The sequence below is a fragment of the Bacillus sp. FCW2 genome, from assembly GCF_021228595.1.
In the GTDB taxonomy this organism is placed as follows: domain Bacteria; phylum Bacillota; class Bacilli; order Bacillales; family Bacillaceae; genus Bacillus; species Bacillus velezensis.
In genome coordinates this window covers 248,163-274,239 of the sequence record NZ_CP089436.1, presented here as the reverse complement: position 1 = coordinate 274,239, position 26,077 = coordinate 248,163, and the positions used below count along the sequence as shown (strand labels likewise).

The 26,077-nt window shown below is 46.9% G+C and carries 29 protein-coding genes and 1 riboswitch; of the genes, 7 read left to right on the top strand and 22 right to left on the bottom strand.

What is annotated here, in order from left to right:
- Positions 1 to 102: 102 nt before the first annotated feature.
- The 8 genes from thiD to K3G25_RS01415 form a co-directional block, all read right to left on the bottom strand.
- Entirely contained in the window at positions 103 to 915 is an 813-nt protein-coding gene (gene thiD / locus K3G25_RS01450) for a bifunctional hydroxymethylpyrimidine kinase/phosphomethylpyrimidine kinase (protein WP_029973134.1), read from the bottom strand.
- 22 nt (positions 916 to 937) lie between these two features.
- Positions 938 to 1,948 (bottom strand): thiazole biosynthesis adenylyltransferase ThiF, encoded by a 1,011-nt coding sequence (gene thiF / locus K3G25_RS01445; RefSeq protein WP_021494992.1) that lies wholly within the window; start codon positions 1,946 to 1,948, stop codon positions 938 to 940.
- A complete protein-coding gene (gene thiG, locus K3G25_RS01440) occupies positions 1,945 to 2,715 on the bottom strand; it encodes a thiazole synthase (RefSeq protein WP_099721942.1) in 771 nt (256 codons plus the stop codon). The genes thiF and thiG overlap by 4 nt, the downstream gene beginning before the upstream one ends.
- Positions 2,712 to 2,915 (bottom strand): sulfur carrier protein ThiS, encoded by a 204-nt coding sequence (gene thiS / locus K3G25_RS01435; protein ID WP_007409096.1) that lies wholly within the window; start codon positions 2,913 to 2,915, stop codon positions 2,712 to 2,714. The genes thiG and thiS overlap by 4 nt, the downstream gene beginning before the upstream one ends.
- The gene (thiO, locus tag K3G25_RS01430; protein ID WP_014417430.1) at positions 2,912 to 4,021 is read right to left on the bottom strand and encodes a glycine oxidase ThiO; all 1,110 of its coding nucleotides are present in this window, start codon (positions 4,019 to 4,021) and stop codon (positions 2,912 to 2,914) included. Before thiO ends, thiS begins: the two co-directional genes overlap by 4 nt.
- Positions 4,005 to 4,622, bottom strand: coding sequence for a thiazole tautomerase TenI (tenI, locus tag K3G25_RS01425; RefSeq protein ID WP_232489538.1), 618 nt, complete (start codon positions 4,620 to 4,622; stop codon positions 4,005 to 4,007). The genes thiO and tenI overlap by 17 nt, the downstream gene beginning before the upstream one ends.
- Positions 4,600 to 5,307 carry a thiaminase II gene (tenA, locus tag K3G25_RS01420; RefSeq protein ID WP_015417218.1) on the bottom strand — a complete coding sequence of 236 codons (708 nt, stop codon included), beginning with the start codon at positions 5,305 to 5,307 and terminating at the stop codon, positions 4,600 to 4,602. Before tenA ends, tenI begins: the two co-directional genes overlap by 23 nt.
- 87 nt (positions 5,308 to 5,394) lie before the next feature.
- Positions 5,395 to 5,503, bottom strand: a riboswitch (TPP riboswitch).
- Between the two features lie 53 nt (positions 5,504 to 5,556).
- Positions 5,557 to 7,401 (bottom strand): monovalent cation:proton antiporter family protein, encoded by a 1,845-nt coding sequence (locus tag K3G25_RS01415; protein WP_014417428.1) that lies wholly within the window; start codon positions 7,399 to 7,401, stop codon positions 5,557 to 5,559.
- 227 nt (positions 7,402 to 7,628) lie between these two features.
- Here K3G25_RS01415 and prpE point away from each other — a divergent pair, with 227 nt between their 5' ends.
- A complete protein-coding gene (gene prpE, locus K3G25_RS01410) occupies positions 7,629 to 8,378 on the top strand; it encodes a bis(5'-nucleosyl)-tetraphosphatase PrpE (protein ID WP_007409101.1) in 750 nt (249 codons plus the stop codon).
- Between the two features lie 32 nt (positions 8,379 to 8,410).
- On the opposite strand, the gene K3G25_RS01405 is transcribed toward prpE, so the two are convergent.
- Genes K3G25_RS01405 through K3G25_RS01390 form a run of 4 tightly spaced genes read right to left on the bottom strand, consistent with a single transcriptional unit; the run spans position 8,411 to position 11,165 of the window.
- Positions 8,411 to 9,304 carry an RluA family pseudouridine synthase gene (locus tag K3G25_RS01405; RefSeq protein WP_160216808.1) on the bottom strand — a complete coding sequence of 298 codons (894 nt, stop codon included), beginning with the start codon at positions 9,302 to 9,304 and terminating at the stop codon, positions 8,411 to 8,413.
- A gap of 14 nt (positions 9,305 to 9,318) precedes the next feature.
- Positions 9,319 to 10,119: an NAD kinase gene (locus tag K3G25_RS01400; RefSeq protein ID WP_003155018.1), complete on the bottom strand. Its 801-nt coding sequence runs from the start codon at positions 10,117 to 10,119 to the stop codon at positions 9,319 to 9,321.
- 17 nt (positions 10,120 to 10,136) lie between these two features.
- Positions 10,137 to 10,772 (bottom strand): GTP diphosphokinase, encoded by a 636-nt coding sequence (gene yjbM, locus K3G25_RS01395; protein ID WP_003155019.1) that lies wholly within the window; start codon positions 10,770 to 10,772, stop codon positions 10,137 to 10,139.
- 27 nt (positions 10,773 to 10,799) lie between these two features.
- Positions 10,800 to 11,165, bottom strand: coding sequence for a UPF0738 family protein (locus K3G25_RS01390; RefSeq protein ID WP_012117290.1), 366 nt, complete (start codon positions 11,163 to 11,165; stop codon positions 10,800 to 10,802).
- A 124-nt stretch (positions 11,166 to 11,289) separates the two neighbouring features.
- Between K3G25_RS01390 and K3G25_RS01385 the strand changes: the two genes are divergently transcribed.
- The 5 genes from K3G25_RS01385 to K3G25_RS01365 all read left to right on the top strand — a co-directional run bounded on the left by K3G25_RS01385 (position 11,290) and on the right by K3G25_RS01365 (position 14,532).
- Positions 11,290 to 11,862: a CYTH domain-containing protein gene (locus tag K3G25_RS01385; protein WP_029973141.1), complete on the top strand. Its 573-nt coding sequence runs from the start codon at positions 11,290 to 11,292 to the stop codon at positions 11,860 to 11,862.
- A 4-nt stretch (positions 11,863 to 11,866) separates the two neighbouring features.
- A complete protein-coding gene (locus K3G25_RS01380; protein WP_022553553.1) occupies positions 11,867 to 12,553 on the top strand; it encodes a lytic transglycosylase domain-containing protein in 687 nt (228 codons plus the stop codon).
- Positions 12,554 to 12,781: 228 nt separating this feature from the next.
- Entirely contained in the window at positions 12,782 to 13,180 is a 399-nt protein-coding gene (locus tag K3G25_RS01375) for a globin domain-containing protein (RefSeq protein WP_003155023.1), read from the top strand.
- On the top strand, positions 13,177 to 14,079 hold the full coding sequence (gene spxH / locus K3G25_RS01370) for a protease adaptor protein SpxH (protein WP_021494985.1): 903 nt from the start codon (positions 13,177 to 13,179) through the stop codon (positions 14,077 to 14,079). The genes K3G25_RS01375 and spxH overlap by 4 nt, the downstream gene beginning before the upstream one ends.
- 285 nt (positions 14,080 to 14,364) lie before the next feature.
- Entirely contained in the window at positions 14,365 to 14,532 is a 168-nt protein-coding gene (locus K3G25_RS01365) for a hypothetical protein (protein WP_003155026.1), read from the top strand.
- Between the two features lie 37 nt (positions 14,533 to 14,569).
- Here the strand turns inward: K3G25_RS01365 and pepF are convergent, their stop codons facing one another.
- The 3 genes from pepF to mecA all read right to left on the bottom strand — a co-directional run bounded on the left by pepF (position 14,570) and on the right by mecA (position 18,595).
- Complete coding sequence (gene pepF / locus K3G25_RS01360; protein WP_094296111.1) at positions 14,570 to 16,399, bottom strand: oligoendopeptidase F; 1,830 nt, start codon at positions 16,397 to 16,399, stop codon at positions 14,570 to 14,572.
- Between the two features lie 227 nt (positions 16,400 to 16,626).
- Complete coding sequence (locus tag K3G25_RS01355) at positions 16,627 to 17,787, bottom strand: competence protein CoiA family protein (RefSeq protein ID WP_232489537.1); 1,161 nt, start codon at positions 17,785 to 17,787, stop codon at positions 16,627 to 16,629.
- A gap of 151 nt (positions 17,788 to 17,938) precedes the next feature.
- Complete coding sequence (gene mecA / locus K3G25_RS01350) at positions 17,939 to 18,595, bottom strand: adaptor protein MecA (protein WP_003155032.1); 657 nt, start codon at positions 18,593 to 18,595, stop codon at positions 17,939 to 17,941.
- A 275-nt stretch (positions 18,596 to 18,870) separates the two neighbouring features.
- Between mecA and K3G25_RS01345 the strand changes: the two genes are divergently transcribed.
- Positions 18,871 to 19,527, top strand: a complete 657-nt coding sequence (locus K3G25_RS01345; RefSeq protein WP_014417421.1) for a TerC family protein — start codon at positions 18,871 to 18,873, stop codon at positions 19,525 to 19,527.
- Positions 19,528 to 19,584: 57 nt separating this feature from the next.
- Here the strand turns inward: K3G25_RS01345 and spx are convergent, their stop codons facing one another.
- The 7 genes from spx to K3G25_RS01310 form a co-directional block, all read right to left on the bottom strand.
- The gene (spx, locus tag K3G25_RS01340; protein ID WP_003155034.1) at positions 19,585 to 19,980 is read right to left on the bottom strand and encodes a transcriptional regulator Spx; all 396 of its coding nucleotides are present in this window, start codon (positions 19,978 to 19,980) and stop codon (positions 19,585 to 19,587) included.
- Positions 19,981 to 20,158: 178 nt separating this feature from the next.
- On the bottom strand, positions 20,159 to 20,737 hold the full coding sequence (locus K3G25_RS01335) for a GNAT family N-acetyltransferase (RefSeq protein WP_007409110.1): 579 nt from the start codon (positions 20,735 to 20,737) through the stop codon (positions 20,159 to 20,161).
- Positions 20,738 to 20,854: 117 nt separating this feature from the next.
- Positions 20,855 to 22,042 carry a putative glycoside hydrolase gene (locus K3G25_RS01330; protein ID WP_095060844.1) on the bottom strand — a complete coding sequence of 396 codons (1,188 nt, stop codon included), beginning with the start codon at positions 22,040 to 22,042 and terminating at the stop codon, positions 20,855 to 20,857.
- 106 nt (positions 22,043 to 22,148) lie between these two features.
- Positions 22,149 to 23,066 carry an oligopeptide ABC transporter ATP-binding protein OppF gene (oppF, locus tag K3G25_RS01325; RefSeq protein ID WP_017417453.1) on the bottom strand — a complete coding sequence of 306 codons (918 nt, stop codon included), beginning with the start codon at positions 23,064 to 23,066 and terminating at the stop codon, positions 22,149 to 22,151.
- The gene (locus K3G25_RS01320) at positions 23,059 to 24,135 is read right to left on the bottom strand and encodes an ABC transporter ATP-binding protein (RefSeq protein WP_003155039.1); all 1,077 of its coding nucleotides are present in this window, start codon (positions 24,133 to 24,135) and stop codon (positions 23,059 to 23,061) included. Before K3G25_RS01320 ends, oppF begins: the two co-directional genes overlap by 8 nt.
- A gap of 12 nt (positions 24,136 to 24,147) precedes the next feature.
- Positions 24,148 to 25,065 (bottom strand): oligopeptide ABC transporter permease OppC, encoded by a 918-nt coding sequence (oppC, locus tag K3G25_RS01315; RefSeq protein WP_007409113.1) that lies wholly within the window; start codon positions 25,063 to 25,065, stop codon positions 24,148 to 24,150.
- A gap of 3 nt (positions 25,066 to 25,068) precedes the next feature.
- Positions 25,069 to 26,004 carry an ABC transporter permease gene (locus K3G25_RS01310; RefSeq protein ID WP_014417417.1) on the bottom strand — a complete coding sequence of 312 codons (936 nt, stop codon included), beginning with the start codon at positions 26,002 to 26,004 and terminating at the stop codon, positions 25,069 to 25,071.
- Positions 26,005 to 26,077: the final 73 nt, after the last annotated feature.

Genomic DNA, 26,077 nt, shown 5'->3' with positions numbered 1-26,077 from the left:
AAGACATAGTTTTAGTACCTGATCTTAATTTTTATCATATCATAACCTTGTCCAGATTGAAAGCATGGGAAAAAGACCGCGGATGTTGAAGCGGTCTCTTTTTTATCTCGTCTGCAGACTGTTCCTTTTAAAGGCAAAATGATTGGTCGGGCCGTGTCCCTCTCCGATGCCGAGCGTATGTTCCACGGCTTCCCGCACAAAATTGACGGCTGTCTCAAACGCGGTCTGAATGCTTTTCCCCTTTGCCGTTTCCGCCGTCAGCGCGGCTGCGAACGTGCAGCCTGTTCCGTGGGTGTGTTTGGTGTCAATATAAGCGTGGCTGATTTGGGTAAAAGACGAACCGTCAAATAATAAATCAACGATTCTCCCCTGTTCAGGCTGGTGTCCGCCTTTTATGATGACATGCTTTGCACCAAGCTTGCAAAGGCATTCGGCCGCTTTTTTCCGGTCCTCAAACGTTCGGATTTCCATTCCCGTCAATACCTCAGCTTCCGGAACATTCGGCGTCACCGCATAGCTGCGCGGAATTAACAGCTCTTTTAACGCGGCCTGAGATTCCTCACGCAGCAGGGAAGCGCCTCCTTTGGCAATCATGACGGGGTCGGTGATGACATGATCAAGCCCGTACTGATCCGTTTTTTCCGCAATTTCCGCAATCATTTCCGCGCTCCACAGCATTCCCGTTTTTACAGCGTCAGGCCGCAAATCTTCCGCCACCGCGTCAATCTGGCTGCCCAGCGCTTCCCGGGTGAGCGGATAAATGCCGTGAACGCCCAAAGTGTTCTGGGCGGTTACCGCTGTAATGGCTGACATCCCGAAAACGCCGAGCTCCTGAAAGGTTTTGAGATCCGCCTGTATACCGGCGCCGCCTCCTGAATCTGATCCGGCAATCGTCAATGCTTTGCATATGCTCATGATGTTTTTCTCTCCTTTCGCATTATCCGATCCATTTATGATAAAAAGATTTCGCTCTGCTGATATCACTTGTGCCGTGTATTAATGCTCTGCCGTCACGAAACAGAACCATCTTGAACTTGTCTGTGCAAAACGAAATTAAATACGGGTTGGCTGAAACATCAAGCCCTGTCCGTCTGAGCTGTCCCGCAAGTTTTTGCAGATCAAACTGTTCGGAGATCCCCGTTCTGATCTGCACCGTGTTCCGCCCGCACAGAACCGCCGCTTTTGTCTGATTTTCATAGGATAAAAACGGAAAATCGTTTGTGCCGCAGCTTGGGCAATCAGCCGACTTAAGACGGGCGACGTTTATTTCTGACCGTTCATTTTTCCATAAATCAAAGGAACGGAGAACATGCTCGATAGATCCGCCCGTTAACAGCTTCAGCGCATCTGCTGCCTGAAAAACGGCCGTCTGCAATACAGCCGGGCTGATGATTCCCGCCGTATCGCATGTCATACCGCCTAAAGGCAATGTCTCAAGCAGACAGTGAAGGCACGGCGTGACACCGGGAATGACGGTAAAAGAGAGCCCGTAGCTGCCGACACAGGCGCCGTACAGAAAGGGAATCCCTTTCTGCACAGCCGCATCATTCACAATCAGCCTCGTTTCAAAGTTGTCGGCGGCATCCACGATGAGAGAGGCGTCACGAATCAATCCGGGTGCGTTTTCCGCAGTGACATCCATGACAAATCCCTCGACCTCTACATCACTATTTATAGATCGAAGCCGTTTTTCAGCCGCCGCGGCTTTCGGCATTTCCTGTCTGACATCGTCTTCGGTATAAAGCTGCTGGCGCTGGAGATTACTCCACTCCACATAATCTCTGTCAGCGATCGTTACCTTCCCGACCCCTGCTCTGACAAGCATCTCCGCACTTGCCGTCCCAAGCGCACCCGCGCCGATAATCACGGCATGAGACGACCGGAGCTTCTCTTGGCCGGAGGGACCGATCGGCTGAAACAGCTCCTGTCTGGAATATCTGTCCGTCATACCGGAAGACCGTCTCGCGGACTGCTTGCAGTTCCGTAATCTTTCACCGGAATTCTCCCGGCTTCATAAGAAAGGCGGCCCGCTTCTACGGCAAGCTTCATCGCCCGGGCCATCTTGACCGGATCATCAGCGCCTGACACAGCGGTATTTAACAGCACGCCGTCAGCCCCGAGCTCCATCGCGTAGGCGGCGTCTTTTGAAGATCCGACGCCGGCATCGACAATGACCGGCACCTTCGCCTGTTCAATGATAAAGGAAAGATTCAGCGGATTTAAAATTCCCTGACCGGAACCGATCGGAGAAGCGCCCGGCATAATGGCATGCACTCCGAGCTCCTCAAGACGTCTTGCGAGCACGACATCGTCTGACGTATACGGAAGCACGATAAATCCCTCTTCGAGCAGCTGTTCTGATGCTTTCAGCGTTTCAACCGGATCAGGCAAAAGTGACCGGCTGCATCCGATGACTTCTACTTTTATCATGTCACAAAGCCCTGAAGCTTTGGCAAGCCTTGCGATTCGGACCGCCTCTTCAGCCGTTGCGGCACCGGCCGTATTCGGCAGAAGCGTGTATTTAGACAAATCAAGCTGTTCGAGAAAGTTAGGCTGAGACTCTTCAAAGATGTTCATCCGCCGCACCGCAAAGGTTAAAATATCTGATTCCGAGATAGCCACCGCCTCTTTCTGAATCTCAAAACTCGGATATTTTCCCGTTCCTAACAGCAATCTTGACTGAAACTGTTTTCCGCCTATTGTTAACATCCTCATCCGCCTCCTACAAAATGGACAATTTCTATGACATCGCGGTCACACAAACTTGTATTTTCATAATTCTTTTTTTCAATGATTTCTTTATTTCTCTCCACAACTACGATTCTTTGATCAAGCTGGTACGATTCAAGCAAATCCTGAACCGTCCCCTCATTTCGATTCCAATCAATTTGTTTTCCGTTCAGCTGAAGGATCATATATGAACAGCCTCCTTGCGATCAATTCGAAACGCTTCTTCCCATTCCTGTTTAATCTGTCTTTCCAGGATCATATCCCGCACCATTTCAGCCGTTGCCGGCGCCAACAGGATGCCGTTCCGAAAATGGCCGGCGGCGAAGATGATGCCGCTGTCTTCAGGATGCCGCCCGATAAACGGCTTTCCGTCTCTTGTTCCCGGCCTGAGACCCGCCCAAAACCGGTCTATTTTCATATGTTCGATGGCGGGAAGCATTGTTTTCGCTTTTGCAATGACGGCCTCAATTCCTCCGATGTCAGGCGTATCGCTCCAGTCGCCCTGTTTCATCGTGGCGCCGATGACAAGCCGGCCGCTTTTTCTCGGGACGACATAACAATGATCATGGTAAAGGGTTTTGGTCAGCGGGGTATCGTCATTCCACACGGAAAGGCATTCTCCCTTCACAGGAAAAAAAGGCTGTCCCAAGCCGAGCTGGCTGAAAAACCGGCCGCTCCATACACCGCTTGCAACTGCGACTTTGTCAGCATAGACATCCCCGCCGGATGTTGTGATGCAATATTCTCCGTTCACCCGTTTTACGGAGGTGACTTGTGTATGCTCATATATGTGAGCGCCATAGCGCCGCGCTCCTTTTGCATACGCTTTGCAGACATAGTACGGTTCGACATGGACATCGTCTTTTATAAAACTTGCGCCGAGAATGTCTTTTGAAGCGTAAGGCTCTTTTTCAAGGGCATCTTTCGCTGAAAGCCAGGTGACGGAAGGCAGATCATCCATCTTCCGTAGACGGGCGATATCTTCTTCGGTATACGCCAGTTTAAGCATTCCGCCGTTATGGCGCCTGATGTCAATGCCGCAAGCTTCCTCAAGCTCTTGCCCCGCCGCTTCATACAGCCTTTGACTGTGCATGGCAAAATCAAAAAACGCATCCCGGTTTTCACATTCCGCATGAGCGCCCAGCATTCCCGCGGCAGCGCTTGTCGTTTTTCGGCCGACTTCTCCGGCTTCAAACAAGACAACGTTCTGCTGCGTCTTCGCCAGCTCATAAGAAATGGCGCACCCGATAATTCCGCCGCCGATCACCGCTGTATCATAGTGCTTCTTCATAATCGGCCTCCCTTACCGCGCGTGCATACCGTTTTGCCGCCTCCTTAGGATTTTCAGCTGAGAATATACCTGACATGACGGCAATTCCGTCCGGTTTCGCCTGCTTTGTGTGTCCGATCGTCTGCATTGTCATTCCGCCGATTGCGATGACGGGGATGGAAAGCGTGCGTTTGATCTCTGAAAGCAGGCTGATGCCTCTTGCTTCAAGTCCTTGTTTACATTCGGTTTCAAATACATGGCCGAACAACACATAATCCGCATCTTCCTTTTCAGCTTGGATGGCTTCTTTCAGCGAATGAACCGAACGTCCGATATGAAGATGGGGAAATCTGCTTCGCACCTGCTTTACGGAAAAGCTGCGGGACGGAAGCTGAACACGGTGTATGTTGGCAAAAAGCGCGATATCCGCCCTGTCATTGATAATCAATTTGTCCTTATCCGCACCGCCCTTTTTCAAAAGGGACAAAAGCTGCATGATCTCTCCCGCTGTTTTATCCCGCTCACGGATATGGATAAAGCTTACTTCGCGCTGAATCGAAAGAATATCCTCGGCCAGCTCGGCAACGGGTTTGCGATTATCAGTTACCGCGTGCAGCTCCAAAGGATTCCACCTCTTTTCCGCCCTTCTCGGACCAGCCTTCTTTTTGATAGGCCATTCCCCAAAATTGATATTCATAATAGCTTGAAATCACAAAATTCTCTTTCATTTTCGCGCGGATGTCCTCTGTGCTGTTTTCAGCAATCTCGTCGAAACGGCTGATTTGTTCTTCGACTTGCTGTCTGAACCAGTCTCCGCCGTATGTACCGATCCATTTTTCATAAATCGGATGCTCCGGTTTGCACTCTTTTAAGTGTTCGCCGACTTCATAATAAAGCCAATAACAGGGCAGAAGCGCAGCTAATATTTCTCCAAAATTGCCGCTCATCACCGATCTGTACATATGAGACGTATAAGAATAGGCGGTCGGTGCCGGTTTAAATGCCGCACGCTCTTCTTCCGTAATCCCTAAAAGCTCCGTAAACTCGCGGTGCAGCGCCATTTCCGCTTCATATGTCCCTTGAGCGTGGCCCGCCATCCTGCCCGTCGTAAACAAGTCTTCGGCATATGCGGCGCCGAACGCCTGAACTTTTGCAAAATGCGTCAAATAGTAGGAATCTTGCAGCACGTAATAGCTGAAACGGTCTATCGGCAGGCTTCCGTCACCGATTCCCGTTACAAACGGATGAACAAAACTTCCGTCCCACCATTCGGCAGCCGCCTGTCTGCATTCTTCAGAAAATGTCATCATGTCTTCCCCCCTGATAAAATAAAAAAACCACTTTCCCGCATCGGAAAAGTGGTTTGGAATTTAAATGGATAAAAGGAACCCCAAAAAAATACCGCTCCACTTCCCTACGCAGGTCTGAACCTGTTCAAGTTATGAGGGTCTAAAAGTCTCACTTTTATCTCAGCCCTTATGAAGGACACCCCTAGTGGTCATACGATTAATGATTTAATTGTTATGCCTTCTATATTATCACGAATTGCAATTTGGTCAAGCTTCAAGGATTTTTCTCAGTTCCGACACGTAGTTGCGCGAGCCCGTGACGATGAGACGGTCTCCTGTTTTCAGCCGCGTGTCTCCGTGCGGAACGATGCTGTCCACACCTCTGAAAATCCGGACGAAAATCACATCGCCCATCAGCGGAAATTCCCGCAGAATGATGCCGTTATACGCCGGGTTTTCCAGATTGATCTGATATAACGAAGACTCCTCATTCGTCAGGAGGCTCATCACGCCCGGTGCCTCAATTAATGCGCGCAAGAGCGTCTTTGTAGACAGAAGGATAGAAAAAATACTGATGCCCTCTTCCTTCAGTTTTGTTTCATGCTCAACCGAGCCGACGCTTGCGATGATACGCTCAGTCCCTTTCTCTTTCGCTATTAAGGAAATTTCGGCGTTCACATCTTCATTTCCCGTCGCCACGACAAGAATATCCGTTTTGAAAATACCGTGCGACTCAAGCGTGCCGGGCTCGTAATCAGAAATCGTGTCAACCGAAAAAACCGATTCCGCAAGCGTTTCCCCGGCATTTTCCTGATACACATGGACGACCCGTACTTCATATTCCTCCACAGGCAATTCCAGCGTAACCGGAAGCGTCATTTGGTTGGCGCCGATAAATGTAATGCGCTTTTTTTCCTGCGGCGCGCTTTGCCGCTTGAATAATTTCTTAAAGCCGATCGGCGAGATGATGCTGGCAATAACCGCAACTAAAGTCAGCGCGCCGGACATATTGGCGCTGATAATGTGGAGCCTTTCTCCGATCGTAGCCGCCGCGATAACAAGCGACAGCGTGGACGTCAGCAAAAAGCCCGAAGCAAACACGGTTCTTTTGTCATACCATTTCTTTAAATAAAACACCGGGAACATTTTGCTGATAAACAGCGCAAGCAGAAGCAGCGGAATCATCGTTAATGTTTTCGGATCTTGGAAAAGCGTCCAAATGTCCAATTTCACCCCGACCATGACGAAAAAGATCGGAATTAAAAACCCGTATCCGAATGAATCCAGCTGTTCCACCATTTCTTTATTCGGAGACAGAAGCGATACCAGAACGCCTGCCAAAAACGCGCCGAGAATATTTTCCGCCCCGAGAGATTCCGATAAAGCGACAAGCACGATAATCAGTGTGAAAATGGCTCTCGTGCCGATCTGCACGGTGCCTTTAGACATCGACTGCACAAATGAACGGTGTTTAAAGATCCTGCCGAAGAAATACAGCACGACCCCCGCGGCAAAAAGGATCAACAGAAGCCACATATTTCCGCTGTCTTCTCCGTAAAGAGAAGAGAAGAAAGCGAGCAGAATCATCGTAGCCAAGTCCGCGATAACGGCGACAAGCAGGATAATCTGGCCGATATTGGAGTTCATGATCCGTTCTTCCTTTAAAGTCGGGACCACCACGCCGAGTGATATCGTCGAAATAATAAGCGTCATTAAAAATGCGTTTTGTATAAAACCGGCTAATACAAAAGCATAGGACAGCAGCAATGATAAAATAAAGATGCCGAAAAAGATAATCAGTGCGGCAGAAAACGTGTTGGGCGCTTCCTTGCCATTCGGAAGGAATTGTTTTTTCTTCCCTTTCTCAAATGAAGAAAAATCAATTTCCAAGCCGCTTAAAAACATTAAAAAGATAAAGCCGAGAACAGACAGCGTCTCCAGCCACGTGTCTCCCTGAACGACAAGATTCAGGCCGCTTTTTCCGATAATAAGCCCCATGATGATCTCCGCGACGACGACGGGGATGCTGAGCTTAAACCGATGTAAAAGGAGCGGCGTCAAAAAAGCGACGATCAGAACGACGACTAAAGATGCGACTGATGTGTGTTCCATTCGTAAATACCTCCTTAAAACAAGGGCTATAAAAGCCCGCTTAAAGCGGGCGAAACCTTACTTTTTTTTAAAAACATAACGCATATTCTAACAAGGCTGAACGCGAAAAAAAAGTGATAAGGCTTTATTTCTTTAATTCTTTTTTAATTTGTACCAAAACAGCGTAATTAGGTATAGGAATTAGCCCCATAATAAATAAAAAACCGTTAATAAGGAGGCTGACACGAATGGCTTATGACATCATCAGCGATATACACGGATGTTATGACGAAATGATCGCGTTAATGCAAAAGCTCGGATATGAAGTGAAAGACGGAACGCCCGTTCATTCTGAAGGCAGGACGCTTGTCTTTGCGGGGGATTTAACGGACAGAGGCCCAAAATCCGTAGAAGTGATGCGTTTTGTGGCAAAAGCATATGAAAAAGGAGCCGTCCGTTATGTCCCGGGAAATCATTGCAACAAACTGTATCGTTACTTAAAAGGAAACCCCGTAAAAGTGATGCACGGACTGGAAACGACGGCAGCCGAACTGAAAGAGCTGTCTCCCGCCGACAGAACGGAAGTCTCCAGACAATTCATCCGATTATATGAGTCAGCGCCGCTTTATGACATTTTACATAATGGCGATCTCGTTGTCGCCCACGCCGGCATAAAAGCTGACGATATCGGTAAATACTCGCGTAAGGTAAAAGAATTTGTTCTGTACGGCGATATCACGGGTGAAACGTATCCCGACGGCAGACCCGTCAGAAGAGACTGGGCCGCCGCTTACGAAGGCAAGGCATGGATTGTTTACGGCCATACCCCGGTAAAACGCCCCCGGATCGTCAACCGTACAATCAACATTGACACAGGCTGCGTCTTCGGCAATCAACTGACAGGCTTTCGTTTTCCCGAGCACGAAACCGTCTCTGTGGAAAGCTCAATGCCGTATGATGCTTCACGATTTCGCGAGGATCACGGCAGGCAGGCATGAAAAAAGCCCGAAACCGGCACACGGTTCGGGCTTTACATGTGTTCAATTAATGTTTTCATATCGTCAGGCACCGGGGCGTGAAAAACGAGCGTTTCTCCGGTCATGGGGTGTACGAATGAAAGCCGCTCACTGTGAAGAGCCTGCCGCGCAATTCCCTCATTTTTTCCGCCGTACAGTGTATCACCGACTAACGGATGGCCGAGGTAGCTCATGTGCACCCGGATTTGATGCGTCCGCCCCGTTTCCAGCCGCAGGGCTGCAAGCGTAAACGCATGTCCCGCTTTTTCCGTTTGAAAATGCGTCACCGCTCGTTGTCCCTCCGGCGTTACCATCCGCTCAATAATACTGTCGTGTTTTCTTCCGATGGGCGCGTCCACCGTTCCTTCCTTCTGCGGCATGATGCCGTGTACGACAGCGAGATACCGCCTGCTGACAAGCCCCTTCTTCTGCGCTGCTGACAAAAGAGAATGGGAAAGCCGATGTTTGGCGATCAGCATCGCCCCCGATGTATCCCTGTCAAGGCGGGTGACAAGATGAACCGTTGATGGCACGCCGCTTTTTCGGTAGTGGCTGATCACTCCGTTAGCGATGCTTCCCGACGGGTGTTCTCTTGATGGAATTGAGGAGACATACGGCTGTTTATTGACCACAAGCACATGGTCATCTTCATAAAGAATATCAAGCGGAACCGGCTCAGGCAAAAGCGTTTCACTCACATGCTCCTTCGGAAATTCAATCTTAAGCACGTCTCCGTCCGCTAACACGGTGCGGACGGTTACATGCTCTCCGTTCACAAGCAGGTCTCCCCCGCCGAATTTAATGTCAGCGAGTAGCCGCTTTGAAATGCCGAGCTGCGCCGTATATTCTTTTACCGTCATGCCGGCTTCCCGGGCAGTCATGTTCTTTTGGATAAAAAAGTTGTCCAATCCGTTTCCTCTTTCTATTCGCCTTTTCCGATAAAGGAGTCCTGCACCCTTTTCCAAAACGGAAAAGGGCGGAATCTTGCAAATCTGACTTTTTCATTTGCCACACGGCATAGAATGGACTTGACATCCTTATGCAGCAAGGTTAAATGATCAATTGTGACTTGAAAGTCGACGTCGTTTCTCGGTTTGATGACACAGTTATGATGATCGGGAAGCAAAAGCGGCGAGCCGACAGTCCTGAACACTCTGTTGTTAATGGATGCCATTTCCGCAAGCTGAATCGCTCTGATGGAAGGGTGGATGATTGCGCCGCCTAACGCCTTATTATAAGCCGTGCTTCCGGAAGGCGTGGACAGACATAAACCGTCTCCCCTGAACGTTTCAAACAGCTGGCCTTTAATTTCCACGTCAGCGACGAGACTGCCTTCTATGCTTTTGATCGTACATTCGTTCAAAGCCAGATACCGCTCCTCACGCTCTTCATCATGATAAGTGACAATCACCTCAAGAAGGGGATACTCCACGGTATGATACGGCGTTTTGGCGATGGCCAGAACGAGCTTTTCTATCTCCTGCGGAACCCAATCGGCATAAAAACCCAAATGCCCCGTGTGAACTCCGACAAACGCCGTTTTATCGAGACGGTCGCTGTACCTGTGAAATGCGTAAAGAAGCGTTCCGTCACCGCCGACGGAAATAACGATTTCCGGCTCTTTTTCATCCAAGGTCATATCAAAATCGAGTAAATACGCCTGTATTTTGCTTTTCAGTGTATCTGAAACCTCGTCTCCTTTTGAAGAAACGGCAAATTTCATGCCATTCCCCTCCTTTCCTACTGGCGGTCTCCCGCTTTTTTCTTTCGCGAGAACGCGGCTTGGGCTTCCTGGATTTCTCCGCGGATTTCTGACATTTCTTCATCGAGCCGGGATGCGGCTTCTGAGGCCCGCTGCAGCCTCAGCTTTACTTTTTCGGGAATGTTCCCGCTGTATTTGTAATTCAGTGAATGCTCAATGGTTGCCCAAAAGTTCATGGCAAGCGTCCGAATCTGTATTTCCACAAGAACGTGCTTTTCACCGGACGTTGTTTGTAAAGGATATAAAACGACAAGGTGGTAAGACCGATATCCGCTTTCCTTATGCTCTGCTATGTAATCCCGCTTATCGACAACGGTAAAATCTTTTCTGGCAAACAGCATATTTTTGACGATCTGGATATCATCGACAAATTGGCACATAATACGCAGCCCCGCGATATCCTGCATCGTTTCAATCTGATGAAGCGGTATGCTTTTTCGTCTCGCTTTTTCAAGTATGCTCGCCACCGGCTTCACGCGGCCTGTCACAAACTCAATCGGTGAGTGGTCATCTTCATACTCATAAAGGGTTCTGACGCCTTTCAGCTTCACCTTTAATTCTTCAACAGCCTGGCGGTATGGCGCTAGAAATTGCTCCCATTGTTTGTCATCCATCGTACATCCCCCAATTCCGAACCTGTTCTAAAGAAATACGTTTTTCACTTTTTCTTCCATATCTCCGTAGTTTGCATTATCTTTAATATTTTCAAGAAGATAATCGAGTTCTTCATGCAGCCCTGAAAGTTCAACCGTTTTTCCGCCGGCCTCAAGGACCGCCGGCTTTCTTTGGTCTAAGGCTTCTTTCAGATCCGGCCAGATATGTTCTTTTATAATGACATATTCAAAAGAGTCAGCTGATTCAAGTATGTATACAAAAGCAAAGTGATCGGAATCAACAAGCATTTGACCTGAGGCTTTGCGTTCCGCTCCGCTTAAGTCCTCTCCGCACTTCAAGCGGAGCGCGTCTTCTGTTAATGATGCATTTTGGATTTCAATTCTCTTTTGCATAATGTTCTCCTTTTTTAACAAAGTACAGCATTTATTTTATCATATCAAGGTCGATATTGATAAACGTAACCTCTAAAGAGATAATGGGAATTATACAAATTTTCGTCCTGAAAGGAAGACTGTCATGACCCAAGAAATAGAAATTGAATTCAAAAACCTGCTGACAAAATCAGAATTTCTGAAGCTGAGTGAAGCACTCTGCATGAAAGAACATGATTTTAAACAGCAGGTCAATCATTATTTCGACACGAAAGATTTTTCCCTGAAACAAAAAAAATCAGCACTCCGCATCCGAGAAAAAGACGGCGCGTTCGTTCTGACGTTAAAAGAGCCTGCCGCGGTCGGTCTGCTGGAAACCCATCAAGAGCTTGCGGCACCTGATCTTGACGTCTTCAAGATTCCGGAAGGCCCCGTCAAACGTCAGCTGGAAGGTCTCGGAATCAACTCAGAACACATTTGCTATTTCGGAACGCTGTCGACCGCACGCGCGGAAAAAGAATCAGAAAAAGGCTTAATCATTTTAGATCACAGCCGATATTTAGAGAAAGAAGACTTTGAATTGGAATTCGAAGCTGCTGACTGGGATGAAGGAAAACGGGGGTTTGAACAATTGCTCAAGCAATTCGGCATCCCAGAGCGGATCACGAAAAATAAAATCCAGCGTTTTTATGAACAGAAACAAAAAAAGGTGGAATGACACAGTGAATATAACGAATTGGGCGGCCCTTCTCCAGCTGCAATCAATGGCGCTGCAATCAATCTCTCATACAAGCACGGCTTCAGGCGGGCAATCTTCAGAAAGCCCGCTTGCCAATTTCAGCGCGCTGCTCAGCCAGTATACGGACACAGCCGTCCGGCAGCAGCCGGAATCAGGAATTTTAAACGGCGTGCGGACCGCTCACGCTTCTTATTCACCGAGAATTCCCGTTTCATCCGGTTCCGCGGCAGCTTCACAGACCGCTTCCCCAAGCATAAAGTCTGCGAATGCGGCTTCTGACATCAGCACCGGAAACTTTTCAATAGACAGCGCCATTCAGAAAGCGGCCGAAAAATACGGAGTGGACGAAAAGCTGATCCGCGCGGTTATTAAACAGGAATCAGGCTTTAATCCGAAAGCGGTCAGCGGTGCGGGGGCAATGGGACTGATGCAGCTCATGCCTTCCACGGCAGAATCACTCGGGGTGTCAAACCCGCTTGATCCCGTCCAGAACGCTGAGGGCGGCACGAAGTACTTAAAGCAGATGCTCACGAAATACGACGGAAATGTATCTCTCGCGTTAGCCGCCTACAACGCAGGCCCCGGCAACGTAGATCGGTACGGAGGCATTCCGCCGTTTAAGGAAACACAGCAATATGTCAAAAACATAACCAAACAGTATTACGCGTAAACCAGAGAGGCTTCCTTCGCCCTCTGGTTTTTTTGCGGAGTGAAATCTTACACATGAATGAAGGCGATGTGATATGATATGAAATACAAGCGCCTGACAGAAAGGCACTTTGTTTGTAGAAATAAAATGTTATTGCTAAAATATACAGTAACTGAAGATAGTAAAACTGAAAGATAAATTCGCAATGGGAATTATGATTCCTATTAGCCATATAAAGGAGTAGTCAACATGGGACAATCGTTTAACGCACCATATGAAGCGATTGGAGAGGAACTTCTATCGCAACTTGTTGATACTTTTTATGAGCGTGTCTCGTCTCATCCCTTGCTGAAGCCGATATTTCCAAGTGATTTGACTGAAACGGCCAGAAAACAAAAGCAATTTTTAACCCAGTATTTGGGCGGACCTCCTCTTTATACTGAAGAGCACGGACATCCCATGCTCAGGGCAAGGCATCTCCCCTTTCCGATTACGGACGAGAGGGCTGATGCGTGGCTAAGCTGTATGAGCAAAGCGATGGATCAGGTCGGGCTGGAGGGCGATATTCGTGAATTTCTGTACGGGCGTCTGGAACTGACGGCCAGGCATATGGTAAACCAGTCAGAAGCGGAGGATCGATCATATTGACGAATTATCAGCATGAGCAATACTTCGCCCATTGCCACGGACATCCAAAAAAACCGCTCGAAATTTACATGTTTGTCGACCCTTTATGTCCTGAATGCTGGTCGCTGGAGCCCGCCATAAAAAAATTAAAAATCAAATACGGACGTTTTTTTACGCTGCGGATCATTGTTTCCGCGAGCATTACATCGTTGAATAAGCAAAAACGGAAAAAACACCTTCTTGCCGAAGCTTGGGAAAAAATTGCGAACCGTTCCGGTATGCCCTGTGACGGAAGCCTTTGGCTTGAGCAGGATCAGCCTCTTTCATCGCCCTACCTTGCCGCACTCGCTTTAAAAGCGGCTGAACTGCAGGGAAGAAAAGCGGGCATTCTGTTTCTCCGCAGCATGCAGGAAAGCCTGTTTGTTTCCAAGCAGAATATTACAGATGAAGACGTTCTTTTAGAAATTGCCGAAAAGACGAAATTGGATGTTGAAGAATTCAAGCGCGATCTCCATTCGCAAAGCGCGGTAAAAGCGCTTCAGTGCGATATGAAAATCGCGGCGGAAATGGACGTCACCGTCAACCCGACATTGACGTTCTTTAACAGCCTGCATGATGATGAAGGGCTGAAGGTTCCCGGCAACTATTCTTATGACGTATACGAAGAGATCTTATTCGAAATGCTCGGGGATGAACCGAAGCCTTCTGAAACGCCGCCTTTGGAATGTTTCATTGAATATTTCCAGTTTGTCGCATCGAAAGAAATCGCACTCGTTTATGATTTGAGTCTAGAAGAAGTTGAAAAAGAAATGAAAAAACTGGCATTCGCCAAAAAGGTCGCCAGAGTGGAAGCAAAGCACGGTCTGTTTTGGAAGTCTCTTTCCGGCACCCAGGAGGATGTCACCTGTTGTGATCATTAAAAAAAGCTGATTCCTTACGGAGCCGGCTTTTTTTGTGCAAATAAAGAAACCGCGCCGGGATAAGCGCGGTTTCATATGTCTTAACGACAACAAAGGGGATGGGAGAAATTTTTCACGGTCAAACAAAGGGGTAATGTTTGTTTGTGATCAATTTCACATCCTTATCATATCAAATCTTGTCGAGTTTTGACAAGCCATAAGATTAATGTTCATATTTTTGTCACAAAACATAACTGACTGCTTGTTTTCATAGAATATATCAATGAAAAACAAGGAGGGAAATCAATGCTCCGCACCGTATTGATCATCGGAATGATTGTGTTTTTCTTCTTTTTAAATCTGCTGGCCATGATGCACATGCTGCCGATTTACATTACATCTCCCCTGCTGTTTCTGTCCATATTGTTTGCCTTGTACCGGCTGAATCACAGAAAAACGTTTAAAGGGTTTTAGAAAAAGCCTGCGCAACTTATGCACAGGCTTTTTTGAATTACGAAGGGTTCACTTTCGAAAGAAGCTCTTCCATTTCGTTCAGCTTCTCTTCAAACATTTTGCAGGCCGCCTCGATCGGTTCAGGCGATGTCATATCGACTCCCGCTTTTTTCAGTATGTCGATCGGATATTCCGAGCTTCCCGCTTTTAAGAATTCGGTATAGCGCTCCACCGCAGGCTTGCCTTCTTTTAAGATCTGGCTGCTCAGCGCTTGGGCCGCACTGTAGCCTGTTGCATATTGATACACATAATAATTGTAATAGAAATGCGGAATTCTTGACCATTCCAGACTGATTTCTTTATCAATCACCATGTTGTCACCGAAATACTTTTTATTCAGATCATAATAAAGTTCGTTCAGCAGTTCAGGCGTCAGCGGCTCGCCTTCCTGCGCTTTCGTATGAATCAGATGCTCAAATTCAGCGAACATCGTCTGTCTGAACACTGTGCCTCTGAATCCTTCAAGCATGTGGTTGAGCAGGTACAGACGCTGTTTTTCATCCTTTAAGCTGTTCAGCATATATTCACCGAGCAGCGCTTCATTGGTCGTTGAAGCGACTTCAGCGACAAAAATGCTGTAGTTACCGTATGGATACGGCTGATATTTTCTCGTATAGTAGCTGTGCACGGAATGGCCGAACTCGTGAACGAGCGTAAACAGATTATTGACATTATCATGCCAGTTCATCAAGATGTACGGATTCGTGCCGTATGTACCGGACGAATAAGCACCGCTGCGTTTTCCTTTGTTTTCGTATACATCGACCCAGCGGTTTTCAAGTCCTTCTTTTAAAATAGACGCGTATTCCTCGCCCAGCGGAGCAAGTCCTTTGAGCATATAATCTTTCGCTTCCTCATATGTGACCTTCATTCCCGAATCTTTTACGAGCGGTGTGTACAGGTCATAAATATGGACTTCATCAAGGCCGAGCACCTTTTTCCGCAGGTCAATGTAACGGTGTAATAACGGAAGATGTTTATTTATCGTTTTAATCAGGTTATCGTAAACTTCTTCAGGGATGCTGTTATTGGATAAAGCCGCTTCCCGTGCTGATTTATATTTTTTCACACGGGCGTAAAAATTATCTTTTTTCACAGTGCCGCTGAGTGTAGTCGCCATCGTGTTTTTATACTGTCCGTATGTTTTATATACGGCTTCAAATGCGTTTTTGCGGACTTCACGATTGCTGCTTTCCAGGAAATTAATAAAGTTGCCGTGTGTGATTTGAGTTTCCTTGCCGTTTTCATCTTTAATCGACGGAAATGTAATATCGGCGTTATTTAAAACGCTGAATGTATTGGAAGGCGACGACAGCGCTTCTGAGGCTTCCGCAAGCAGGGCCTCTTCTTGTTCGCTCAGCACGTGCGGACGCTGTTTTGTAATTTCTTCAATTGCATGGGAGTAAAGCTTAAGCTCTTCTTTTTCGAGAATAAACTGGTGCAGCTTGTCCTCCTGAATCGCCAGAATTTCCGGTTCAATGTAAGCAGTCGCGCTTGCAGCCTGAGAATACAGGCTTGCGGCTTTGTCGTTCAGCCCTTGGTAGAAAGAATTTCCCGTATCCTGGTCTGAGCGCATATGCGCGTATGCATAAAGTTTCCCAAGGCGGTTCGTCACTTCATCCTGTGCCGTAAGCGCCGCGTATAAATTATCAGCCGAATGAGCAAGTGTGCCTTTAAAAGAAGATAAATTCGGGATTAATTCTTTAACTGCTTGAAATTCTTTATTCCAGGCCTCATCACTAGGAAAAATATCCTCTAGTCTCCATGTATGCTCTGCCTTTACTTCACTTCTGTCAGGCAGCTGTGCTGCTTTATTTTCCTTAGTCATGGTGATCCCCCTCGTTTTCTTTACTTCAAGCCAATTGAAAAAACGATTGTTTCTCCAAAAACTTGTGTTGTGATTATCTTCCGGCTTTTCACTGCCTTTTGTCAAATCATATGCGGCATATAAGACCGAGCATACCAATAATACAGTGAAAAAACGAAAACAAAATGCTTGTACGCCCCTCACATTCGCCACCACCTTGACGTTAGGGTGAACGAAATGAAGCATTCTCATTCCCCAAAAAAGAGCAGATCCCGCCGGCGCAGCTCTTCTGCCGTTTGAGGGCGCTTCCATTGAGATGAGGGCATATATACTTCATTCTCAATTTCCCTTAAAAAATCCTGCAAGCATAAGAAATCAGCATATTGTTTTACCGCCATTCCGATAAGGCTGTCTTGTGAACCATACCTCATCCGGATCTCCTTACCCCTGATTTTTTGCCGTAAATCATGAACCATGCCGGATAATCGGATCGGCGCGCCTTTTTTAGAAAGTTCCGCAAGCCGCAAGTATAAATGGCCCTGCCACACAAAAACGGGACTTGCAAACACAAAGCCCGCTGAAACGGGAATAAACACTTCAGAGGGGAGAAATGGAAATGCAACCTGATGTCTTTCGTAAAAAAGACACCGGATAAGACCGGCATCTTCAGATAAAAACCGCCCGCTTTTGTTGCGGAAGCCGGCTACGGCACGTCCCCACGAGGGAAGTCTGACGCTGTGCCGCCCTTCCGGATGACAAATGTCTTTCAGGTTTGCTTTGTGAAGAGGGATTGCGGTTAAGCCGGCATAAGAATAGCCGGTGTAAAACGGAGTGATGGAATGCAGCCTGTAAAAGGAGCGGGCGTCGGGGCAGTAAAACAGTAAGGAGGAAAATGAATGGACTTCAAAGAACTGCCAGTGAAAAGCAGAAAGCCGGAAAAATTGCGCGGCCAGCCGTTTTAACCGTTTTGCCCCGATGATCCAGACCGGCCGGTAACCGGCATTTTTCAGGCCTGCCGTCCGGCTCTTTAAAGAGTCCGCCGAAAGGTTCGCACATTGAAATTCAAAAGCCAGCCTCTCTTCTCCGCTTACTGCCGTCAAGTCAGGCCGCTGTCCAGCGGAAGTCAGATACGGTTCCAGGCTGACACTGCACCCTTGTGTCTTTAGCCAGAGAAAAAGCTGCCTTTTTCCTTCCAGATGGTATTCGCTTTCGGGTTCGGATTCCCCCGGACACAGCCTGCTTTTTTTATGAGCGAAGTGCGGCAGTTTCTCCCGTCCCAGTTTGATATCAAGCTCACTTTTGCAAACAGGGCAGAACCAGCTTTTCTTTCTCAGCTCCGCCGCTTTTTCCTTTGAATAGCTTCCGGCCAGCTGAATGAGCCGTCCGTCGGCAGTCACAGCACTGAACATGTTGCATCTTCTCCTTTCCTGAATCTTGTTGTATTCAGCAGGAAGAAGGCATAATCCTGTTTGCGGATGAGAGCCCGTTATACGGTTTTCAGCCGTTCATCGTGTCATTCAGAACAAAAAAAACCGATTTCTGCTGAGAGAAATCGGTTTGTTATGATGCAAAGTGTTTTTTTATTGTATATAACGCATGATCAGCGATCACCAATTTGCCGTATTCTTCAAGACGGTGAATGCTGACTGATGATTCGTGCGCGTACTCCAACAGGATGCTTAGCTGATTTTCAACCTCTTCATCAGTTTGCTCATAAAAATCTGCATATAAATAATATCGGTCTTCAAACGAATACAGGGTCGTTTTGATTCCGTTAAGATTCAATTTTGATAGCGAGATGAGATCCTCAAAATCATCGAACCGCAAAGTGAACTGAAGCTTTTGCTCCTTATCTTCCCGGCTCTCGGCCTGCTCTTCTTTCTGGAAATCATCAAGTAAAGCATCGAGATTTTCATCTGCCGGCTCTTGTTTTTTATCTTCCGGGATCGGCAGTTCGAGTTTTTGTCCGTCCTTGGAAAGCTGGGCTTTTGTTACGATTATTTCCAGTCCTTTGTCCAATGCCTGAACCTGAATCCAAAGAGGACCCTCGACAGCGAATTCTTCTTCATCATGCACTTCATCCATGACTTCCCAGAACAGTTCTTCACTGCGCTCGCGATTGTACCAGATTTCTTCTCTGTCAAAACCGCGATCTTCAATATCACCATAAGACATATAAAATTTTACAGTATGCTCATTAATTCTTTCTATTTCCATTTTGCCAACCTTCCCTTCTTTATAAGATGTTGAAGGGACATCTAAGCTCCCGATGAATAGTACTTTACTACACTTTACCCATTCCGTCCACATCTTAACCTTATAGAGGACAGCGCAAATTCTTTATATTTCTATTTTATGATAAAACAGTTATAAAAGAAATAAAAAAGCATTTTCACACCGAAAAACAGGCTTTCTCCCGGTTCCCATCATAAATAGCACACTGCTTCATATATTAGCTGTACAAGCAATCGATCTATAAGCGAGGTGTTATCATGCCGCACGATTACCTGCTGTCCCTTCTGCTTATTATCGGGATTGACCTTATTCTCGGCGGTGACAATGCCGTCGTCATCGCGATGGCCAGCCGGAATCTGGCTCATAAACAAAGACAGCAAGCGATCATCTTCGGAACGTTTATCGCGGTCGTCTTGAGAATCGTTCTGACGAGCGCTGCGGTCTATTTATTGAATGTTCCTTTTTTACAATGCGCAGGCGGGGTATTTTTATTGTATCTCGGCTATCAGCTTCTGATTGAGAAGAAAGATGCGCAGCATGTGAAAAGCAGTTCTTCTCTTTGGAAAGCCATCCGCACAATCGTTCTGGCTGATATCTTTATGTCGCTTGACAATGTCATCGCAGTAGCCGGCGCTTCTCACGGTGAGCTGACACTTGTAGTGATCGGCCTCTTCATCTCGGTGCCGATTATCATTTGGGGCAGCAAGCTCGTTCATGCCGCCATGGACAAAATGCCTTTATTGATGTACGCCGGGAGCGGTCTTCTCGCATTTACCGGCGGTGAAATGATTGCCGGAGACAGCAAGCTGTCATTTTTCATGGCAGAACACGGCATTATACAAATGATGCTGCCGATTTTGACCGTCGTTTTTGTTATCCTCGCCAGTATGATTTACCAGCAGACTGAAAAATAACAAAAAGCCCAAACCGCGATGGTTTTGGGCTTTTTCCATGCTTATCGTAAGCTTATATCAGTTGGCAAGACGCTGTGCTTCTCTTAATTGGAAAGAACGCACTTTTCTTGGCAGGAATCGTCTGATTTCATCTTCGTTATAGCCGACTTGCAGACGTTTTTCATCAATGATGATCGGACGGCGGAGCAGTCCCGGATGCTCATTGATCAAAGTATATAAGTCTTGAAGCGGCATAGATTCAACATTTACGTTCAGTTTCTGGAATACTTTAGAACGGGTAGAGATAATTTCATCCGTACCGTCTTCAGTCATACGCAGAATCTGCTTGATCTCATCAATTGATAACGGCTCGGAGAAAATGTTTCTCTCTACAAACGGAATCTCGTGCTCTTCAAGCCAAGCTCTTGCTTTTCTGCATGACGTACAGCTAGGTGATGTGTATAATGTAACCATTAATCTTCACTCCTCTAATTAGTAGGATGAACATGTTTGTATTCTCAAATTGAAATGACTTTAAAAAAGGAATCTTTATAGGTATTATACTATAAAAAAGTAAGTGTGAACAGTCTCCTGAGAAAAAAATGTGTCAATCCGGCAAATTTACGGCTGGCGGATTTTTCCCCATTCTCAATTAGCTCAGCTGATCGAAAATGTTTTTTCGTTTTTTCTCATCAATGACTTTGAGAACTTCATCCGTTTTTTCGTATGATTCTCCGTACCATTTTTCATCTTTATAAGTGTGAATGTTTTCATATGTCTGTTTCATCGCTTCAAACATTTCTTCTTCTGATTCCGTCTTAGGTGACCAGTACAGAATCTCCATTTTGTTCACTTCATTCGTAGCCAATGACCGGCGCCGATACCCGATTGACTGCGCGTGCTTGAAATGCTCTCTTTGATAAAAACGCAAGCGTTTCTGTGTATCCGTGTCATCCTCGTCAACAGGCTCCACCTCAAGCAGAATCGGCTTGTTTTTCTTTTTCAGCCTGCCGATCAGCTTGCTTCCGAGGCCTTGTCCTCTGGATTTCTTTGACACAAACAGGTAATCAATAAAGATGAAAGAGTCAAATTCCGCATACATCAGCACGTGGTACTGCCCCTCTTCTTTATGATAAACATCGCTTTGCTCCTTTAACAGAGCTTCCATATGCGCTTTTGATTTCATTTCTTCAATCGGAAAATATTCACTCAGCTTTTCGTACCAGTTCATTCATTTGCTCCTTATGGGTTCGTTGTCTTCACACTTTTAGATATACCCCATTTCCGATTGTTTAAACAATCTTACATCTATTAAGACGTGTGATCCTTTAACATGGTTTCAATTTTTTTAAAATGGTGTGTAATCGACGTTTTTGGTATAGCGGTTTGCCGCGTCCCACAATAAAAATTCGTCAATTCCTTCATCATGCAGCGCTTTAACCTGGTCTTCCACCTGGCGTTTTCCGTACTTTTGATAATTTCCGCTGCCGAGATATGATGCCGTGAAGTCCTGAAGCCACGGACGCGATACAGGCGGGTGTTTCAGCTTAGACAGTTTTTTATTTTCCACCTTCGCGTATTCTTTGACGACATTGTAAGGCTCAAGATCCGGTTTATCAATGCCGAAATAGCTTGTCCAATGGCTCGGATAAATCATGGATGAAATGACATCGACCTGTTCTGAAATCTTGCTGAAATTCTGGCCGATCCCCGGCGCTTCCGGCAGCGTGGCAGAATAGCCGAAAATATCAACCGACACATCCGCGCCGTACGGCTTGAGTTTTTTCTTCGCATAACCGACAAAATCGGTGACGGCGTGAACGCGTTTTTGCACATTGCTGTCTGCTGTTTTCCCGTAATCGCCGTGTCCGTATGTCAGTTCGTCATCACGTTTTTCAAATCCTTCAGGAAAACGGACATAATCAAACTGAATTTCTTGAAACCCCATCTTTACGGCTTGTTTTGCAATCTTTACATTGTAATCCCATACTTCTTTCATAAACGGATTGACGAACGATTCGCCGCGGCCGTTTTTCCAGACACTTCCGTTTTTTTCTTTAAAGGACCACTCCGGCTTTTTATTCGCGAGTTCGCTGTCTTTAAATACGACAATACGCGCGATCGGATAGATCTTTTTTTCCTCCAGCTTTTTCATCATCTTTTTTGGGTCTTTGATGTATGGCTTAGCGATTTTGGCATACTCAGAATGGCCGTCCGGCTTAAAGGTGAGGTTTCCGTTGTCGTCCTTGACATCAATCACCATTGTATTGAGCTCCGTTTTGTCCACAAAGTCTGTCAGCTCCCCGAATTTGCTTCCTCCCGCTGAATGCCCTGTGACGTAAATGCCCCGCACCTTATCAGGATGTGTAAAATGCAGCCCTGACGGATAAGCGAACCGTGCATTTGATTTCGGCAGTTCTTTTTCAGCCAGCGCTATTTTTACAAGCGGCTGCTCCTCTTTCACAGCGGCGTGGGCCGGATAAGCGGCTGCACTGATAAACAGTCCCGCACAAATGGCGCACAAAATGGTTTTCATACTGATCTCCCCCTTTTTTTCCATTATAGAAAAACGGGAGCAGGCTTAATAAACTTGAATGTGCGCAAAAAAATCCTCCAAGACTGAGTCTTGGAGGATGATACTTTTATAGATAGGTTTTAAATTCAGCTTCTGTGCACATGACAAAATGTCCCGGTTTCACTTCTCTGAATTCCATTTTTTCTCCTTCTTGGAGCTGATGAACTGCCGGATCGTATTTCTTTCGCATGCGATTTCTTTCATAGTCCGGATCAGGGAGCGGGATAGCGGACAGCAATGATTTCGTATATGGATGAAGCGGGTTTTCGTAAAGCTCATCCGCCGGCGCAAGCTCCACCAATTTTCCGAAATACATGACGCCGATGCGGTCGCTGATGTATTTGACCATTGATAAATCATGGGCGATAAACAGGTAAGTGAGCCCTTTTTCTTTCTGCAATTCTTTCATTAAATTGACGACTTGCGCCTGAATGGAGACATCAAGCGCCGAAATCGGTTCGTCCGCGATAATAAACTCCGGATCAACCGCCAGCGCTCTGGCGATTCCGATACGCTGGCGCTGTCCGCCCGAAAATTCATGCGGGTAGCGGTTGGCGTGCTCTTTATTTAAACCGACCGTTTCCAGCAGTTCGTGAACCCGCTGCATCCGCTCTTTTTTCGTTTTTGCCAGGCGGTGAATATCTATTCCCTCGGCAATAATGTCGGCGACTGTCATTCTCGGATTTAAAGATGCGTACGGATCCTGGAAAATCATCTGCATTTTCCGGTTAAACTCCAGCAGCTTCTTGCGGGATTTTTTCCCGTGGACATTTTCCCCGTTAAAGAGAACTTCCCCGCCGGTTGCCTCATACAGCCGGATAATGCTGCGGCCCGTCGTTGATTTACCGCAGCCCGATTCTCCGACAAGGCCGAGCGTTTCGCCTTTATAAATATCAAATGACAAATCATCTACGGCTTTTACCGTTCCTTTCTGCGTGAAAAAATGCTGTTTTAAATGTTTGATTTCGAGAAGTTTCTCAGTCATTTTTTTCACCTTCCTTCATTAAAACAGGATGCTGATACGTATTCGGAAGCTGACGGATTTTAGCCTTCACCGCTTCAGGGGGCTCGACCTTAGGCGCATCAGGATGCAGAAGCCACGATTTCACAAAATGCGTATCAGACACTTTATACATCGGCGGTTCCTGTTCAAAGTCAATTTTCATCGCATATGAGCTGCGGAGCGCAAATGCATCCCCTTTCGGAGGATTCGTCAGATCAGGCGGCGTGCCCGGGATGGCCGTCAGTTTTTCCTGATCGGTGCTGTCCAGGCTGGGCATTGAGGCAAGCAGTCCCCACGTATACGGATGGCGCGGATCATAAAAGATTTCATCCACCGTGCCCGATTCGACGACCTGACCCGCGTACATGACGGCGACCCGGTCGGCGACATTGGCGACAACGCCGAGATCATGCGTGATAAAAATGATAGACGTATCAATTTTCTTTTGCAGATCTTTCATCAGCTCAAGGATCTGTGCCTGAATCGTCACATCAAGCGCTGTTGTCGGTTCATCGGCAATTAACAGTTTCGGATTTGCCGCAAGCGCCATCGCGATGACGACACGCTGTCTCATCCCGCCTGAAAATTCATGAGGGAATTGGCCGATCCGTTTTTCGGGCATCGGAATCCCGACGAGATCAAGCAGCTCTATGGCGCGCTTTTTCGCCGCTTCACTTGAGATTTTTTCATGTTTGAAAAGCACTTCCGTAATTTGTTTGCCGACTCTCATCGTCGGGTTCAGGGAGGTCATCGGGTCTTGGAAAATCATTCCGATGTCCTTTCCTCTGATGGCCTGCATTTCTTTTTCAGACATCGGCACGATATCGCGTCCGTCAAAAAGAATCTGTCCTCTTTTAAAGTAGCCCGGCGGCATCGGGATCAGCTTCATAATCGCTTGGGAGGTCACACTTTTTCCGGAACCCGACTCCCCCACGATCGCAAGCGTCTCTCCTTTATTCAAATGGAAATTCACGCCGCGGATTGCCTGTACCTCTCCGCCGTATGTTTTAAATGAAATGGCTAAGTCTTTTACTTCTAGCAAACGTGTCACTCATATCACTCCTTATTTGCGTAACTTAGGATCCAGCGCGTCTCTTAACCCGTCGCCGACAACGTTAAAGCCGAACATCGCCAGGCAGATAAAGCCGGCAGGGAAGAACAGACGCCAAGGGTAATAGGTTAATGCAGGCAATCCGTCTGAGGCCATCGTTCCCCAGCTCGCAAGCGGCGCAGGTACGCCGAGGCCCAAATAACTTAAAAACGCTTCTGTAAAAATCGCCGTCGGAACCGTCAGTGTCATCGTTACGAGGATAGAGCCCATCGCGTTCGGGACGATATGTTTAAACAAAAGCCGGCCGGTTTTGGCACCGAGTGTCTGTGAAGCAAGCACATACTCCTGATTCTTTAATTGCAGCACCTGTCCGCGGACGATTCTCGCCATATTGATCCAGCCCGTGATTGTCATGGCGACGATAATGGTGAGCAATCCTTTCGGCAGGACAACCATCAGCAAAATAACCATTAATAATGAAGGAACAGCCCACAGAATGTCGGCGATGCGCATCATCACTTCATCTGTGCGTCCGCCGCGGAATCCGGAAATGCTGCCCCAGATTACGCCGATTAATAAATCAAGCACGGCAGCTGCGACACCGATAAAGATGGAAATCCGCGCGCCCACCCATGTCCGGACGAATATATCCCTTCCAAGGTCATCCGTGCCGAACCAATGATCTTTCGACGGCGCTTTATCCGCATTTAATAGATTGGTAGTCGCATAATCATACCTTGAAAAGACAGGCGCAAAAATCGCCATCAGAATAATAAGAACGATCAGTACGAACCCGACCATCGCAAGCTTATTGCTGCGGAAGCGGAGCATGGCGTCTTTCCAGAGGGAAAGGCTTTTTTTATTTATTTTTTCGGCATCGCCGGCATTAGCTGAAGCTGGTTCAAACATATTTTTAGGAATGTTCTGCATGGTCTAGGCTCCTTTCTTTGCTTTGGAAAGCTTGATTCTCGGATCGATTAATCCGTACAGCACGTCTACAATTAATACGCATAAAAGCAGGAGCACGCTGAAGAACACGGTAACTCCCATAATGACCGTATAATCACGGTTTGTAATGCTGTTTACAAAATGCGCGCCTAAACCGGGAATTCCGAAAATGGATTCAATGATGAAACTTCCCGTTAAAATGGATGCCGCCATCGGCCCCATATATGTCACGACCGGCAAAAGCGCGTTTCGAAGCGCATGGCGCACGGTGACTGACGGACGGGAAAGTCCTTTAGCTTTTGCAGTCCGTATGTAATCGCTGTTTAACACTTCAATCATGCTTGAACGGGAGAGTCTGGCAATGAACGCCATCGGCATGGAAGCGAGCGCAATAGAGGGCAGAAAGGTGTATGCCCAGGATTCCCACCCTGCGACCGGGAACAGTTCTAATTTAATTGAGAAAATATATTGCAAAATCGTCGCCAATATAAAGCTCGGAACTGAGATCCCAAAGATCGTTAAAATCGCAATGGTATAATCCTGCCATTTATTATGGTACAGGGCAGCAAGCACCCCGAAAAGCACACCGAACGCTAAAGCGAGGAGAATAGCTTCTGCACCGAGAGTGAATGAGACGGGGAAGCCTGAATTGATTAAATCATTAACACTTTGGCCTTTATATTTAAAAGAAGGTCCGAAGTCCCACATCGCCACAGATTTTAAGTAGCTGGCATATTGAACGAAAAGAGGCTTGTCCAGGCCATAGTGTTCGTTTAAGTTTGCCTCAATTTCAGGCGGCAGCTTTCTTTCGCCGGAAAATGGTCCGCCCGGCGCTGCCTGCATTAAGAAGAATGTGGCGGTCACAATCACAAACAATGTGATGATCATGTAAATGAATCGTTTACCGATATATTTCAGCAAGGTGAACACCTCCATGTTTTTTACAATTTTATACGTAATCAGTAAGAAAGGTATATGGGGACATCCTCCCCAT